This window comes from Methylophaga sp. UBA3603 (genome assembly GCF_002375335.1).
Lineage (GTDB): Bacteria > Pseudomonadota > Gammaproteobacteria > Nitrosococcales > Methylophagaceae > Methylophaga.
The window spans coordinates 53,050-69,797 of the sequence record NZ_DFMC01000010.1; the positions used below are offsets into that span (position 1 = coordinate 53,050).

Genomic DNA, 16,748 nt, shown 5'->3' on the forward strand with positions numbered 1-16,748 from the left:
AATCGTCTAGCGGATATTGGCGAGTAACCGCGCCAATCCGCTTTCCCTTTGATGTCGACGTAATACTGCCTGCTGCAAAACAGGCTGTGTCGACAGGATATTCACGTTTTGCCTTGCTCTGGTAAGCGCGGTATAAACCAGCTCCCGACTTAACACGACCGAATCTTCCTGGGGTAATAACAGTGAGACGTGGTCAAACTCTGATCCCTGGCTTTTATGTACCGTCATCGCAAACACTGTTTCATGGGCCGGTAAACGGCTTAATGGCAACCAGCGTAACTCCTCACCGAATAGAAAACAGGCCTGCAGTTCCCCTTCGGCAGTCGGCAAAACCAAACCAATATCACCATTAAACAGATTCTGCCGATAATGATTCTGCGTAATCATCACTGGCCGCCCCGGATAATATGGCTGCGCTGTTCTCCAGCCACGTTTTGCCAGAAGCTGGCTCATCAGTTGATTCACCGAATACACCGATTGCGCTCCATTTTTCACCGCACAAAGCATCCGATACGCTTCAAATGCCTGAATACAACTCACCGCATCTGCCCGTTTTTCGATAGTCTCAATAAAATGCTGATATCCGTTGAGTAACTGGGCCTGGATATTCTCTGTTGAGGGCACAGTTAAGGCGGATAAGGATTGATTTACCAATAAATCCGTTACCTGTTCAGCATCTCCTCTATTGACTGCCTGAGCCAGTTGACCGACCTGCCCTCCCGCTGCAAAACGATAGCTGTGCTTTAATTTGACCAGCGAATCCTGCAAGGGATTGTCATCTCTCGAAACCGGTAGCTCTATTTCGCTGATCTGTTTCACCCAGGATCGGAAATCAGCCGAAAAATCCGGTGTGTCGGCACATAAGTTAGCGAGTACTGCGCCGGATTCCACTGAGGCTAATTGATCACTGTCGCCCAATAAAATCAACCTTGCGTGCAATGGTAAGGCTTTCAGTGTAATTGCCATCAGATTGATATCAATCATCGACGCTTCATCAACAATCAGCATATCAACCGGCAATGGACGCTCTGCTGAATAGCGCCCCTGATCAAAACGTGCACTGATGCCCAGTAAGCGATGCAGCGTTTTAGCAACATATTGCTCACCAGTATGCTGACTGATTGCTTGTTGCAGTCTAGCCGCAGCTTTTCCTGTCGGGGCCGCCAAAGCTACCCGTGGTTTATCGTCGTTTAATTGCAGACATTGCAGAATTTTTAACACCACCGTGGTTTTCCCGGTGCCTGGACCACCTGAAATCACACACAACTGTCGGCGTAACGCACTTAATACCGCAACTTTCTGCCAGTCGGTATCGGGCAGATTATTTTGCCACTCCACCATAAATGTCGACAGATTTTCTGCTGCTGGCAGGGTGTCCCCGTCCTTCAATCGCCTTTGTATGGCAATTGCTACCTGTTGTTCTGACTGCCAGTAGCGATATAGATATAACAAGCCATCGGATGTCAGTACTAAAGGTTTAAATTCGCCAGGAGCACCGATAACCTCACTGTTTTGCAGAAGCTCCAACCACAGTGAGGCTTCAGGAATCGCGCTCTGAATAACCGGATTAAGTGATTGGAAGTCATTCAGATTCAGGCACACATGCCCTTCACTAATGGTTTCGCTTAGTAGTCCAGCCGTCAGGGTAACGATTGGCTCTTCATTCTGTTGCTGACGGCTAATATAGGCTGCAAACTGATAAGCCAGCTCGGAAAATCCCGCTTCTCGCAGTAGTTTTAAGGCATTCATTGAACACCTGCCATAAGCTGATCCACTGCTTCCAGTAATGTCCTGTCCAGCCGATCAAAAAACACACCGGTTTGTGACCACTCCGGCTGCATGCCACGTAAAAACAGGTAGTAAACGCCACCAAAATGCTGTTCCGGATTATAATCCGGTAAACGTTGTTGCAGATGTCGATGTAACGCCAGACTGTAAATCAGATATTGCAACGGATACCCATGACTGAGCATCGCATTCTGCAAGGCTTCACCTTGATACTGTGACTGTTCTGACCCCAAGTGATTGGATTTATAGTCGGCCACATAAAAACGGCCCTCATATTCAAATACCAGATCGATAAAGCCTTTCATAAAGCCGGTGAGTTCGTGAAAGTGCAGATCGGCTGCCAGTTTCTGCCAGATAGAATCTTTGGCCGTCTGCTGCAACGCATTTTTTAAGCCGGCCACATTCAAACCGGCCACCGGAAAATAAAACGCCATTTCATTAATCCGCTGACTTGCCGGTAAATCAGATAATCGCACACCATTGTCAGCATTCAATGGTGTCTGCAACACCGCCTGCAACCAGTCAGTAACCACTTCAGTCCAGTTTAAATCCAGACCAAACTGTGGCCGTAAACGCGATACCGTTTGGCTGATTTGGCTGTTATCAGCTGAATCAAATTCAATATTTTCCAGACATTTGTGCAGGAAATTACCGGCCTGACGCCCCCGTTCAAAGCCAAATCGATCTTTGCTGCTCCGTTGTAAGACCATCTCGGTTTCTACCGTCACCGGTTCAGCGTCGTAATCGGGTTGTTCTGAGACATGGCCTCGACTTAACAACGAAAAACTGCCAATCCGCCAAGGTTTATGGATTTCGCCTTTAAAGCGACGAGCCTGATAAATTGCCGTGTCTGATTGAGCAGACTGATATATAACGGCTGGCTGGGGCTGATACTGGATCACAGCAATACTGCCAGCACTGCTGGATGCCAGACGTTGTAAATCTTCATGCATGTCTTCTGAACTTTCACCATGCAAAAGTTGGTAGAGAGCGGATTTCTGCACATCTCTGACATTGCCCCAGACAATTACACAGCGTTCTCTGGCACGGGTTAACGCTACATACAACAGACGTAATGATTCAGCCTGTTGCTCCTGTTCTGCCACTAACTGCGCTTTGGATAAAAGCGGTTCGGCCAATGCAACACTGGGTTGATGCTGATTTTGTGGATCATGAAATTCAACGATATCCGTCTTGGTTCGATTGAATTTTGCCGTCCAGTTAAATGGACAGAATACAATCGGATATTCCAGCCCTTTACTCGAATGAATGGTCATGATTTTGACTAGCGCCGCATCACTTTCCAGTCGCAACTGTGCTGTTTCGTCTTCTGTCGCACTGGCTTCCTGCTGTCTGGCAAACCACTGATTCACTGCTTCAATATGATTATTCTGCCGGGCGGATTCAGCCTGGATTAATTCGGCAAGATGCAGAAAGTTGGTTAACTGCCGTTCGCCATCCGCCTGTTCAAGTAACCGTTGCAGACCATTATCCAGCTGCAACAATGACCGGAACATCGCCATAAAACCCGATTGCTGCCAGCGTTGCTGTAACAATTGCAGCTGATCCATTAATGCATTCCAACGTAATTCATCCTGCTGAATCGCATACAGATCTTCCGCAGAGTACTGAAATAATGGACCTGCCAATACTGTGCTGAGTCGTTGATGATGATCGGGCTGTGCCAATGCCAGCATTAAGCAGGACAGATCGGCAGCCTGCCGGGAAGCAAACACATTTTCCCTACCCTGCTGCACACTGTTAATGCCTCGACGCCGTAATGCCTGCTGAATCAATTCGGCCTGAGCATGGCTGGGCACTAATACGGCAATATCGCCACCTGTAAGCGGTCTTGTCTGTTGACTGTCTTCATCCAGCAATCGAGCTTTATTGTCGGCAGCGAGATTCAGTAAGCGGGCAATTTCGTTAGTAGTCACTTCGACTGCCGTGCTTTTCATCGGGTCAATGTTTAACGGTTTGTCGCTTTCCACAAAACAGAACTGCAAGGCCGCCTGTTCACCTTCATCGACTTGCAAAGCCGGCTTTTGATCACGCGAAGCATCCACTTCAACAAACGGGATTTGCTCATAAATAAACGGCGTAGCGGTTTGCATAAACAGGCGATTAACTGCGCCGACCAATGAAATATGTGAGCGCCAGTTTTTACCTAAGGTATAGGTTTCATCTGCATCCTGTTTCGCTTTGAGGTAGGTGAAAATATCGGCGCCACGGAAACTGTAGATCGCCTGTTTGGGATCGCCGACAAAAAACACCGGCAGGCCACTGTCAGCAAAAACCCGCCGGAAGTTATCGTACTGCACCGGATCGGTATCCTGAAACTCATCAATCAAGGCAGCCCTGAACTGTTCACGCAATCGTGTAATGAGCCACTCACCTTGCGGACCTTGCAGTGCCTGAGCAAGATTGATTAGCAGATCATCGTAGGACTGCACCTGCTGCTGGATTTTCTGTTGTGGCAGTTGTTCCCGGATATAGCTCAGCAATTGCAGGCGTAATTGCTGTAATTGCAATGCTCGAACATTGTGCAAATCCTGATAACGCTGTTTTAACGTATCCATGGCTGACCAGAATCTCAGCTCTGGTAACGCCGTGCCTTTTTTCAAACTGGCCTCGGCTTTTTCCAGCGTGGCCAACTCCAGCAGTTCATCCCAGGCTAACGGACAGGATTGTTCATTGAAAACAAGTTGTAGCAGAACCAGCAGTCTTTCAACTTTCTCAGGTTTGTAACTGGTTTTGCTCAGACCACCACTGTGCAGAAAGGCAGTAATCTGTTCAGACTCTTTTTGCCAGCATTGGCTGGCATGTGAGAAGGCATTATTCAATGCTTCGGTGATCGCCTCTGCGTCAACTTCCGGTAACGACTGAATCTGCAGATAGGGTTTCGCCACCAGATTACGGATCGATTGCAGCAGGCTTTCCGGAGTTTGTTTTCTGGCCAGTAAATAGGCACTGAAATCGCTATCCGCCTGCACCACATTTTGTCGCCAGAAGTCATCGGTGACGGAGAGTAATAACTCACGGTCATCACCAATCAAATCCATTTCAAACGGGCTGCCAGACTCAAAGGCAAAGTCTTTCAGCACCTGCTGACAGAAACTGTGAATGGTGTAAATCGCCGCTTCGTCAAAACTCTGAATCGCCAGATCCAGTCGTTTCAAATCTTCGTTGCGGTGTGGCTGTTCATTCAGAATCAGCTTGCGTTCATCACTGAGTTTTTTCCGCAGACGATCCCGCAACTCCTGTGTTGCAGCTCGGGTATAGGTGACCACCAGAATCTGATCGACATTGAGCTGATGTTCGAGAATCAAACGCAGATACAAGCCGGCCAGAGTAAAGGTTTTGCCGGTGCCGGCACTGGCCTCAATCAGATTGACATCGTGAAGTGGTGTTTGCAGCAGATCAAACTGTTTCATAGCTTGTCTCCCTGCAGCGCATCCCATAAAGGCTCATACACTCGCAGCGCCAGGTCGCGGAATTGATCATTCAACGGTAATTCGTTGAACAGTAATTGATGATAGGGATCAGACTCTTCACCCTGGTGAAATCTTGAGGATTGCCAGGCTTTATACGCTTCTTTCTCCGGATCGGCTTTTCCGGCATTCAATTCTGCTAAAGCATAAGCCATGCTGGTTTGTGGCAATAGTGAAATCGGTTGATGTAAACCTTGCCAGTAAATCGCTAATAAATCGGCCAGCAATTGTTCCGGCTCGTTCACAGGGTTCAGTTGCAGATAGTTGTCTTCACATTGTAATTGGCTTTGTAAGGCCACACCTTCAGGGCTGACACAATTCAACACCAAATGCGAACACCACAAACCTAACAGATCCTTGGCTTTCATTTTTGCCAGCCGGTAATGCAACAGCCCGGATGTTGAAAGTCCCTCAAGCTGGCCGGTCAAGGTGAAGTCACCAAGATCAAATTCAAAGGCCAATGGTTGCATTGGCTGAGAGCTGGTTAACGGTTGTAATTTATCAGTAAAGGCATCGACCGTTTCCATCTGCTGATCAAATAACAAATCGGCAAAATGTCCTTGTGGTAATACCCCTGTCGCCTGTATCACTGGTTGGATCTGCGCTTTATCCAGTGCGTTTAATCTGCCCTCCAGCATTTGTTGCCGGACAGACCAGGCTTCCAGTCCATTTAAAACAAATGGTTCACGAATTTCCAGCGTCGCATCATCATTTTCAAAGTTGATACCCAGTCGCTGCTGGGCCAGAAATCTTGCCGGATGACTGAAAAAGCTGATCAGTTGATGCAGACTGACAAAGCGCCAGCTTTCATCAGCTTCAGGCAGTGGTCCGGCAAACCAGTTTGTTGCTTCAGACAGTTTTTGTACTGGTGGACAGGCTTCAGTATTAAAACTGAATAATGTTTCACCCTGCCCCGAAAAATAGCGTGGACTAAACGCCTGTAAGGGATGTCGTGTAAGTAACTGCTCCCAGATATCAGTGCCGTCAACGGTCTGAAAGCGCCTGTTAAGCACATCGGCAAAATCACTGACCAGCACCGACGGTGGGATCGGCGAGTTATCATGAATACTGGCCCCCACATAGCTGATATAAAGATGCCGATTCGCTGAGAGAATTGCTTCCAGAAATAGATAACGATCATCATCCCGACGTGAGCGGTCACCCCGCCGATAATCGCTGGAAAGCAAGTCAAATCCGGGTTTGGGCTGGCGACGCGGATAGCTGTTGTCATTCATGCCTATCAGGCAGACCACATCAAAGGGAATGCTACGCATCGGCACCATATCGCAGAAAGTCAGGCCGCGGCCCATAAACTGATGCTCGGCACTGGGCAGTTCAATATGCAGGTCCAGCCAGTCGCGCAACAGCTCAATCGATATTTTTTGTTCAAAACCAACTAGCACTGCCGCTTCGGTCAGCGAATCTATCGCTTTCAAAATCGCATCCAGTTGCAGTTGCTCGTTTTCTTCTCGCACCGAAAACAATTTACGCAGCCAGTCCATAAGCAATATTTGCCAGTCAGACGGCGTTCTCGGCCGCTTTAATTCATTACGTAATTGGCTGAGTTGATCAATAAACGCATGGAGTTGCGCCATTAATTGGGCACGATCACCGGATATACCACCGACTGGTAACTGCGCATTAAATAACTGCCATTGATCGCGTTCCGCCGGTGGTAAGGCATATCCCAGCAATAATCTGTCCAATCCAGCTCGCCAGGTATTGGCATCCAACGCAGGTAAACCCAATGCCTGCTTGTCCTTGCCATCCAGTCCCCAGCGGATCTGGGTTTGGCGTAACCAGCCACGAATGGTATCCAGATCTGTATGGTCCAGTCTGAACTGACGCTGGATGGCCGTACATTCCAAAAGCCGCATAATGGTCTCAGCATCAAACCGGGATTGGGGCAGCCCGAGTAAATCGGTAAATGTCTCAATAATGGTCTGCTGTTGTGCATCCCCCCTATTAGCGATACTGAAGGGAATGAACCGTTCAGCAGGCTGGCTACTGAAAACGGCTTCTATCGCCGGAGCATACACTTCGATATCCGGTGTCATCACCACCACATCGGTGGGCGATAAATCGGGGTGTTTTTCAAACAAGTTTAATAATTGATCATGTAATACTTCGGCTTCACGCATGGCGCTGTGGCAACTATGGATCTGGACGGAATCGTCATCACTGGCCACGGCCACCAGCTCATCTGCATTATCCAGCTGATAGATATCCTGCTTAAGCTGGCTCAGGATGTCAGTAGCCTGGGGTTGCAGGTACAGCATCTCCGCTTCATGAGGAATCGCCTGTAGCTGCTCAAAAAATGTCTGGCCAAGTTTGCCCAGACTGGCCAGTAAAGGATGGCCGTTATCGGTGAAGTCATCTTCATCATCAAACAAAAGTCGTTGTTTAGCCTGTGACTTCTGATTCAGCAGATCACCCCAATAACCTTCACTGGGAGACAGAAAGTAAATTGAAACCTCGGTGAGTTGAGCAATTTCTGCCAGCAAATCCAGATAGATGGGTGGCATCGCTGTCAGCCCGAAAATGGCAATACGCGTTGGTAATATTGAAGTTGGAAACTGTCTGCTTTTAAGCGCCTGTTGCATCTTCTGCAGTAAACGCGCCCGGTGCATCGGCTCAGGATCATCCCTGGTTAACAACTGCCATAAAGCACCTTGCCAGTTAGTTGTTTTACCCGCTTCCCAATTGGCAATCCAGTCAGGACGATACATCAGATACTGGTCAAAACTGTCAGCAATGCGTTGTGACAAATCCAGCATTTTTCGAGCATCATCTGCTTCGCCAAGATAACGACTGATCGCCTCAAATTCCGGCTGGTTTTTGATCGTTGGCAGCAATTCGAAGATTTTCAGGCTCATCGCATCGGTTGAATACGGCGATTCGCGGGGAATATCCGGCCAGACCTGGCGAAATAACTTCCACAACCAGGCAGATGGAAACGGAAATTCAATATGTGCAGCAATCGATTGGTTTGAGGCCAGGAATAAATTAAGCCAGCGCGCCAGCTCATTACTCTGCACCATCACAGTTTCAGCCTGCAGAGGTGGCAAAGGATTCTGTTGCTGGGTTTCCGCCAGATGTGCAGCCAGCTGCGACATCGAATTGCTGTAGATCACTTTCAGCATATTAGTTTTTTCCTGACCAAGCTGGTATGTCCATCATCATTTTTAATGCTCGAATATTCATTACACTGCATCCTTTCGGGTCCAGTTTAATCAGGATGGTAATTTGCTCAATTGGCGATTATGCATACCTGAAAGGAATACCAGCGCCACGATGGCACCAATGAGAGCCATTGCCATATCTGACTGGGTGTCCCATATATAGCCTTGTGTCCCTAAAAATGCTTCGGCTGCTTCATTGCTTAGTAAAGCAACCCACCACTCAATAAGTTCATAAAAAGCGCTGAAAGCCAGACAAATCGATAAAATAAACACTACCAGCCAAACTTCGCCATTGACGACATGTTTTCGCTTTAATATTTCTCTTGCCAGTAATGCCGGCACAAAGCCCTGAAAGAAGTGGCCAACCTTGTCATAATTATTTCGCTCAAAGCCCAGCAAATTATCAAATAAGGGGACTTCGGCGTAGGTATAGTGGCCACCAACCATCAACACGATGCAATGTAGCAATATGAGCAGGTATAGCAACGGCGTTAATCGAAATTGCTGATACGTGAATAACAAAACGGCACCACCGATTAGCGCTGGCAATACCTCAAGAAACCACGTTAACTGGTCTTTTGGCTCAATACCTGACCAAACCAGTGTGCTCACAAACACTACTATCCAAAGTATTTTAATAGGTCAGTCCTCTCACCATATCGTTATCCGTTTAATATCAACCAACTCAACGGCATTATGCTTGCTCAGTCATTCACTAACCAGCCTTTTGCCACTGCCCGTTCGATATTGTCGGTTATCCACTGATGAATCTCCGGAAACAACTCTTCAATGAAAGCATGTGCTCCTGCGACCTGCGACTTTCTCACACTGTGCTCTTTCCACGGTCTGCCATCATTATTGATATTCAATAAAAATGGCAGTAATCGGTCAACAACCTTAAGTAACATCGCCTCCCTGCTGTCACCCAACTCCTGCTCTTCCCATAAATCGCTAAGATCGTTAATACTGTTTCCCGGATGATCGCTTAACCGTTGCAGACAAGAGCGTTCAGCATGGTGAGCTGCACTACGATCCTTGGCATATAGAAACGTATCGCCCGCATCAATTTCACCCAAATCATGGACGAGCGCCAACTTTAATAATGTTTCCATATTGAGTTGAAGCTTGAAATGATTAGCGATGGACCAACAAGCCATCGCCAAATGCCATGAATGCTCCGCAGAGTTTTCACGTCGTTCCCCAACGCTGATATAACTCTGTCGCTGAACATGCTTCAGGGCATCCAATTCAAGGAAAAAATCGGTGATGGAATTGAGGTTTGCAGTGGTTTTATTCTCAGACAACATTATGTTTCCGGGCCGCTCTCACAAGAGCAATCATTGTTCATTAAAAGACTCATTCATCACTATCGCTGCAGTTAATTTTTGGGTAATGCATTGATTGACTGCAGTACCTGGCGAGTGATCGCTTCGCGTTTATGCAAGTCTTCAAGCCGGTTTGGGGTATCAATGTTCAACGCAAAAAATACTGGTCCATTCGACCATTCAACCCAGCCTACCCACCAGCCGATTTGTCCTTCCCATCCGCTTTTGGCCCGGAGTATCCACTCTTTTCCGGCTTTGACAATCATAATATCTTTGACTAAACGCTGATCCGCTTCGTCAAACGGCAACTCATTTAAATAGAGTTTTTTCAGAAACTGAACCTGCTCCTGAGCGGTAATTCGCAAATTACCATCTATCCAGTAGGTACTGGTGTCTCCTGATGGATCGGCATTGCCATAGTCAATTTTGTTCAAATATTGCCGTGCTCTCTCCTCACCGATTTGTTGACCAAACAGTTCGTATACCCACACGGCAGAATTACGCATGGAAGAACGCAAGTCCTGATCCTGATTATGTATTGCGAAACTACGTTCAACCCCATCCCATGGAAACACCTGAAACTCATCCTTTACCACGCCAGCATCCAGAGCAAACAACGCATGCGGTACCTTGAAGGTTGATGCAGGTGGCAGACGTTGCTTGGATCTCGGTTCATTAAATACCATCAATTTGGCGTTGTCTTTACGCTCATCCAGCACCACAATTGTGCCTTGCGCAGCATAGTTATCAAAAATTGTCTGCCAGTCAGGTCGCTCTTCACTATTCAATTGAGCAAATGCATTGCTACACCCTAGAAGAATAAAACCAAGCAAGCTAACCACAGGGATCTTCATAAACACTCCGTTGACGTTTCAATATAAAAAAGGCGCCAAAGCGCCTTGTATTAAAGTAATGTAATTTGATAATTAAGCGTTGCCATTTCGCCAGGGGGGGACAGATATACCTGAGAGGCAAACATGGCCATATCCTAGACAAGATTCTGATTGATGTCATCAGCTTTAACCTGCTTCATGACCCTTTTTATCTGGATAAATTGTTCTTAGCTAGAGCCTTTCTTATATCGAGATATCTTAATCTAATGGCCTTAATTCATTAGCCTGGCTAGATCTGCTTTTGTAACTGAATCAAGGCATAAATACTGATTGAAACTGTTTCCTGGAATTCGCTTTCTGTTGAATTTTTTTGCACATCTGATGAATTATTTTTTTAGACGTTAACGAAATTTTTTGTTGACCGAAATAAGCTTGAAAAAAAACCACGATATCTCTAGCCGTCCAAAGCCCATTTAGATGTCGGATAAAGGTTGTCAGATCATGAATGACCGCATTTTTTTTAAATAATCGATATTTTAACTTCTCAAGATCGATAAGTTTTACATCCCATTCATTGTCTTGATACCTAACCATAATATGTTTTGGATAGAGACAATTATGTTGGTAATGAAATCGGTGTAGATGATGAATCAATTCGGCAATACGAATAATTAGCGCTTTCCTCTCCCGTCCATTAAGCGTCTGAAAGTCAATTTCATCAAGGCTTGCGTATCCTTCTAAAGCTTTTGTAACCAAAATAGCTTTGGACGACCTGACACCAAAATATAAAACATCCAGCGTTGGGATTCTTTTGGCATGCAGTGATTGAATATTATGGTATTCGCGCAGAAAGGTTGGAATACCTTTAATTGGATGCTTCAGTGTTCTTGTCATGTGGTTTTCTTGGCGCTTGATAAAGACTTTTTCGGGTTTACCCAAGCTATCAACTACACATTTCACAACGCCACTCCAGCCTCCGCGACGAATATTGGGAGCTTCAAACCATGGTGCATTGTTACGCCAAAGCACATCGAAAGTATCGCTGCTATTGTTTGCAGCAGAGCCTAATAAACTGCTTTGATTGATGCTTTTCAGCATGACATATTCTCATCTTTTTCGAGAATATAAGTCCGCCACATCGCATATTTCGGCAGGAAATCCAGATGGTTTTTTATACGAAAACCAGCTTCCTGAAATTCTTTTTCAATAATATGCTGGGGAATGACAAAGCGGTTTTGATATGGTCGTTTAGTTCTGTTGGATTCGAGTTTTTTACGTTTCCAGGCTTTCACATTGCCATCCACCCACAACGAGACAATCACTGTTGATTTGGTGACGCGGTGAAATTCTTTTAACAGCTTAAGACGGTCTTCAGATTGACCAATATGATGTAACAAACGGATGCAGAAAATATTATCTACATAACCGTCACTAACTGGTAACGAAAAAGCAGACGCTTTAAATGTATGTATTTTCTTTGAGAGATGTTTTTCACGATATTGCAACCCAATATCAATCATCTTCTGACTATTGTCGCTGGCGTAGACTATTCTTTCAGGGTTTTCAGTCAGTACCTTCCAAAAGCGTCCAGTGCCACAAGGGACATCAAGCACACTCAGCGGATCACCCGCAATTTTTAAGGCTTTTCTGGCGATCTGTTGATCTCGCCAGTTTGACAATTTTCTTGCTAAACCATCTGCATGCTTATAAAAGTAGGCTTTGGCATGAAGTTCGTTATATTTTTCTGAAAATTCAAGTTGAGTGGTATCCAGGTTTGACATATATGACATGCTCACTCTGATAAGGAAAGGAAGTGGCATTGTCGGTCTTCATGCTTAAGGGAAACTTAAGTTTATTGGACGACTATCGGATCAAAATCATGAATACTATGAAAGTGTTTTCCATGCACCTTATTAAAAATAAGTTTATGTTTATAAAACAGTAAAAGTCTGCCGCATATATCTGCTTTTCAAACAGATGCATATAAACAATCAACATCGGAAGATCCTTAATGATAAAACATACTGAATCTCATAAAACGCAACATGTTGGTTGGCTTCGTGCCGCAGTAATGGGGGCAAATGATGGCATTGTTTCTACAGCAAGCCTTATTGTTGGTGTGGCGGCGGCAGGTGCTTCAACGGAGATCATCTTTATGACTGGCGTAGCAGGCCTGGTTGCCGGTGCCATGTCTATGGCCGCAGGAGAGTATGTCTCTGTTAGTTCTCAGGCTGATACCGAAAAAGCCGATATTGAGCGTGAACGCATGGAGTTAGCAACTGATCCACTTCATGAGCATGAAGAATTGACTGCAATTTACATTCAACGCGGTCTGGATAGGTCTTTAGCCCAACAAGTAGCAAAACAGCTGATGGATAAGGATGCTTTGGCTGCTCATGCCCGAGATGAACTGGGAATTTCTAAGGAATTTACCGCTCGTCCAGTACAAGCCGCATTATCATCTGCTGCCACCTTTACGGTTGGAGCTTTGTTGCCATTGGTAGTGGTGCTTTTAGTTTCAAATAATCAATTGACAGTAAGTGTTTCCATCTGCGCTCTAATAGCATTAGCGGTCCTAGGTGCAATATCAGCGTTGATTGGTGGAGCATCCGTTGCAAAAGCCGTATCACGTGTAGTGTTTTGGGGGGCGTTGGCAATGGGACTGACGGCTTTGGTTGGTCGTTTATTCGGAGTGTAAGCCCCTCTCTTATGGGGGTTTTTCTGCACTAGCTTGCCGATAATCTCCTTAAAAAGGATTAGGGGTTTTGCTTATCTTTTTGCTGGAAAATCACTTTAACTATTGTTCCGTGACCGAGCGTGCTATCTAATGTCATCGTCCAGTGCAGTCGATCACAAATTCTTCTAACAAGATTCAATCCCAGTCCTGTCCCACCAACCTTGGTACTGTAACTCCGTTCAAACACCTGATTTAGCTTGTCGGCTGGGATACCTTCACCCGTGTCGCTGATCGAAAATTCATTGTCGCTAATCTGAATCCGTATGATTCCTCCCTGAGTATGCTCAATAGCATTTCGCAGCAGATTGCTAACGGTTATCTGCACCAGATTAACGGGTAGAAATAATTGCGGCGTGCCAACGTAATCACGTTCTATCAGCAATGAATTTTCAGCGATCTGGTCGGCATAATCTTCCACACATTGCTCTACCAGGGCCGCGAGGTCGATGGAGCTGTCCTGATTGATCTGGCTGCTTTCTTCGCGCGATAAAAGAAGCGTCGCTTCGATGAAGGCAAGCATTTCTGTACAGGCTCGGTTTATACGTTCCAATGCTCGCTGCGACGCAGGGCTATGCGTATCGGCCGAGAGTACATCCAGTGCGCCCATCATCACGGTCAGCGGCGTGCGTAGCTCGTGACTTGCCGCTGCAGTAAAAGATCGCTCCCTTTCGACAAATTTCTCTAAACGTTCCTGATATTTGTCAAACGAGGAAGCAATCTGACCGATCTCCGTGCCGACATAATCATCAGCAATACGTAAACCGGTTTGTCCCGGCTCAATACCTATGAGTCGTCGCGACAGATTCTGCACCGGTGCTAATATTGCCCGTGTAGCACTCAAACCCATGACAATCGCCATGATCAATACCAGAAAGAGTCCATAGAGAAGCATACGTAATACAGCATGTTCCTGTGCTTCCCACTCGGTAATATCGTAGGTCAAATAAACAGGGCTCCCATTCCATTCGCCCACTTCAACCTGATAAACCGAATCCCCCATTGAGACCGTGTGATGAGAGCCTGGCTCCAACTCAGCGAACTCTGGGGCAATATTGGTGTTTTTATCACCAATAAGAAATTCCCAGCCGGTGAATAATGCATTTTCATGATAACTGCCATCATCCAGTTGCGCCGTTAGCACCCGCAACTGCTCAGCAACCATGTCACCGAAAACTCTTGCCTCCAGTTGTGATTTGATGAGCAACACCCCTCCTGCAAACAAAAAACTAGTGATGCTGACGATAAGTACAAGTGCAGTGAGTATTCGAAATTTAAGGGATGCTTTAGATTTCATGGAAGTGATGGCTCGGCAACCAGTCGGTAGCCCGCTCCATGAATAGTGTGAATCAGTTTGGTGTCGAACGGTTTATCAACCACATTGCGCAGGCTGTAGATGTGCATACGCAACACATCATTATCGGGCAGCATATCTCCCCAAATGTGCTGCTCCAGTTCTTCACGGGTGACAACACGATGAGTATTTCTCATCAATAGCTCCAGCACTTTGCGTTGCACTGGATTGAGTTCCAACAGCTGACCAGCTCTTGTCGCAGCAAGTGTCTGGGGATCGTAGTGTAAATCGCCCACTATCAATGTTCGTGGTGTGTGAGAGCTGCCACATTTTATCAGTGCCTGCAGCCGCACCTCGAGCTCCTTCACGGAAAAGGGTTTCACAAGATAATCATCGGCCCCCGCCTGAAATCCCTCTAATTTATCGTCAAGCTGATCACGCGCTGTCAGCATCAGCACCGGCACATCGTTGCTGCCTTCATTCCGCAGACGCCTGCATACCTCCATGCCATTAAGTCCTGGCAACATAATATCAAGGACAATCACGTCATAACGCTCGCTCAGCGCGAGCTTCAAACCATGTGGTCCAGTCGCAGCAAAATCGAGCACATGCCCCTTAGGTTCTAAATAGTCAGCAATGTTTGCTGCAATGTCGCGATTGTCTTCGATTACCAGCACTTTCACTGCCACCCCCTACACCAATCAATAACTTTGTCAGTGTCTATCGGCCCATGTCAAAAAAAAGTCAACTCAACGGGTTGACAATTTATTTACAACTTCTGACTTAGGCTGACGTAAAAGCTTTCACCCTATCCCAACTGACAAGGGAAACATGACAAAGTGAAAAAAACACACATACAACGCCTTAGAGCATTAACCATTTTAGTTGCGCTCATGACCACGCCAAATCTGCACGCTCAGGAACTCGATCATGCGCCACTTATCAAGGCTCAAGATTTAAATTTTACTACCCTGCTGGAACAGACGTTAGCCAACGCCCCTGAAGCTTTGGAAACCGAAGTACGTACAGAGCAGGCGCAGGCCATGGTAGATGTTGGTGAAAGCTGGATTGCTGGCCGGCCAAGCGCGCAACTGGACTATATCGATGATCAAATGCTCAGTAACCTCGGTGAACGCGAGCTCACTTATGGCATAGCTCTACCGCTGTGGCGATCGGGAGAGAGAAATGCCATGCAGGCCCGGGGACAACAATACAATGCCCAGGTAGCAGCGTGGCAAGAAGCTTTTACTTTGACTATGGCAGGAAAACTACGCCAGGTACTGGCAGACATGCAGGATGCAGATACTCTGTTGGCCACAGAAAAACAGGCTACAGCAGATGCTCGGCAACTATTGTCAATCGCTGAGTCCTTACATGCTTCAGGCGAAACCGCACGGCGTGATGTTTTACAGGCTCAAACATTGCTGCTGGCCCAGCAACGAAATGAACTGGCAGCAGAAGCTGCTCGTGTTGATGCTGAACGTAAATACCAGATGCTGACTGGTCTGAATAGGCGACCAGCAAAGCCGCATACCGAATCCCTCCTAACAGCTGAAGAAGTCAGCCCAGAACATCCTTTGTTGCGGCTGTTAAGAAGCGATATTGATCTGGCAGCAGCCGAAATCGACAAGACAGAATTGGATGCACTAGGCAGCCCCACTCTCAGCATCGGGTCACGGCGTCAAAGAGCCGGTAACCAGAACGATTATCAAGATGCCTTGGCACTCTCAGTGACAATCCCCTTCGGCGGTCGCGCACATGTCAATGCTTCTACAAGTTCGGCACGTCGCAACAAGGTCGAAGCTGATGTGCGCTACCTCAATACTTACCGTGAATTGAACCTGCAACTTCACGAAGTTGCCCACGAGCTTTTCACATTGAATGAATCTCTGCCACTCAGCAAGGAGCAGGCCCAGCTGGCACGTCAGCAGTGGGAAATGGCAAAAACCGCTTTCGTTACCGGCGAGACCGATATAAGTCAGGTAGTCATCGCCTTACAGCAGTCGCGCCGGAGTGCCCGTGAGCTTGAAGTGATTACTCTGCGACACGCCCGCCTGATTACTGAATTTAACCAAATCGTTGGAGTCCTGCCATGAGCTTT

The 16,748-nt window shown here is 46.7% G+C and carries 12 protein-coding genes; 2 read left to right on the plus strand and 10 right to left on the minus strand.

Going from position 1 to position 16,748, the window contains the following annotated elements:
• Positions 1-6 precede the first annotated feature (6 nt).
• The 8 genes from recD to B4F66_RS11080 form a co-directional block, all read right to left on the minus strand.
• Positions 7-1,749: an exodeoxyribonuclease V subunit alpha gene (gene recD, locus B4F66_RS11045; protein WP_292353972.1), complete on the minus strand. Its 1,743-nt coding sequence runs from the start codon at positions 1,747-1,749 to the stop codon at positions 7-9.
• Entirely contained in the window at positions 1,746-5,222 is a 3,477-nt protein-coding gene (gene recB / locus B4F66_RS11050) for an exodeoxyribonuclease V subunit beta (protein ID WP_292353970.1), read from the minus strand. Before recB ends, recD begins: the two co-directional genes overlap by 4 nt.
• The gene (gene recC, locus B4F66_RS11055) at positions 5,219-8,422 is read right to left on the minus strand and encodes an exodeoxyribonuclease V subunit gamma (RefSeq protein ID WP_292353968.1); all 3,204 of its coding nucleotides are present in this window, start codon (positions 8,420-8,422) and stop codon (positions 5,219-5,221) included. Before recC ends, recB begins: the two co-directional genes overlap by 4 nt.
• 90 nt (positions 8,423-8,512) lie before the next feature.
• Positions 8,513-9,100, minus strand: a complete 588-nt coding sequence (locus B4F66_RS11060; RefSeq protein WP_526022915.1) for a DUF2238 domain-containing protein — start codon at positions 9,098-9,100, stop codon at positions 8,513-8,515.
• 65 nt (positions 9,101-9,165) lie between these two features.
• Entirely contained in the window at positions 9,166-9,768 is a 603-nt protein-coding gene (locus B4F66_RS11065) for an HD domain-containing protein (protein WP_292411556.1), read from the minus strand.
• A 71-nt stretch (positions 9,769-9,839) separates the two neighbouring features.
• Entirely contained in the window at positions 9,840-10,640 is an 801-nt protein-coding gene (gene blaOXA, locus B4F66_RS11070; protein ID WP_292353962.1) for a class D beta-lactamase, read from the minus strand.
• Positions 10,641-10,931: 291 nt separating this feature from the next.
• Positions 10,932-11,717: a lipopolysaccharide kinase InaA family protein gene (locus B4F66_RS11075; protein WP_292353960.1), complete on the minus strand. Its 786-nt coding sequence runs from the start codon at positions 11,715-11,717 to the stop codon at positions 10,932-10,934.
• Positions 11,711-12,409: a class I SAM-dependent methyltransferase gene (locus tag B4F66_RS11080; protein ID WP_292411558.1), complete on the minus strand. Its 699-nt coding sequence runs from the start codon at positions 12,407-12,409 to the stop codon at positions 11,711-11,713. The genes B4F66_RS11075 and B4F66_RS11080 overlap by 7 nt, the downstream gene beginning before the upstream one ends.
• A gap of 221 nt (positions 12,410-12,630) precedes the next feature.
• Between B4F66_RS11080 and B4F66_RS11085 the strand changes: the two genes are divergently transcribed.
• Positions 12,631-13,317, plus strand: coding sequence for a VIT1/CCC1 transporter family protein (locus B4F66_RS11085; RefSeq protein WP_292353956.1), 687 nt, complete (start codon positions 12,631-12,633; stop codon positions 13,315-13,317).
• Positions 13,318-13,375: 58 nt separating this feature from the next.
• Here the strand turns inward: B4F66_RS11085 and B4F66_RS11090 are convergent, their stop codons facing one another.
• Positions 13,376-14,560 (minus strand): sensor histidine kinase, encoded by a 1,185-nt coding sequence (locus tag B4F66_RS11090; RefSeq protein WP_292353954.1) that lies wholly within the window; start codon positions 14,558-14,560, stop codon positions 13,376-13,378.
• Positions 14,561-14,646: 86 nt separating this feature from the next.
• Positions 14,647-15,330 (minus strand): response regulator transcription factor, encoded by a 684-nt coding sequence (locus tag B4F66_RS11095; RefSeq protein WP_292353953.1) that lies wholly within the window; start codon positions 15,328-15,330, stop codon positions 14,647-14,649.
• 156 nt (positions 15,331-15,486) lie between these two features.
• On the opposite strand from B4F66_RS11095, the gene B4F66_RS11100 reads away from it, so the two are divergent.
• On the plus strand, positions 15,487-16,743 hold the full coding sequence (locus B4F66_RS11100) for a TolC family protein (RefSeq protein ID WP_292353950.1): 1,257 nt from the start codon (positions 15,487-15,489) through the stop codon (positions 16,741-16,743).
• Positions 16,744-16,748 lie beyond the last annotated feature (5 nt).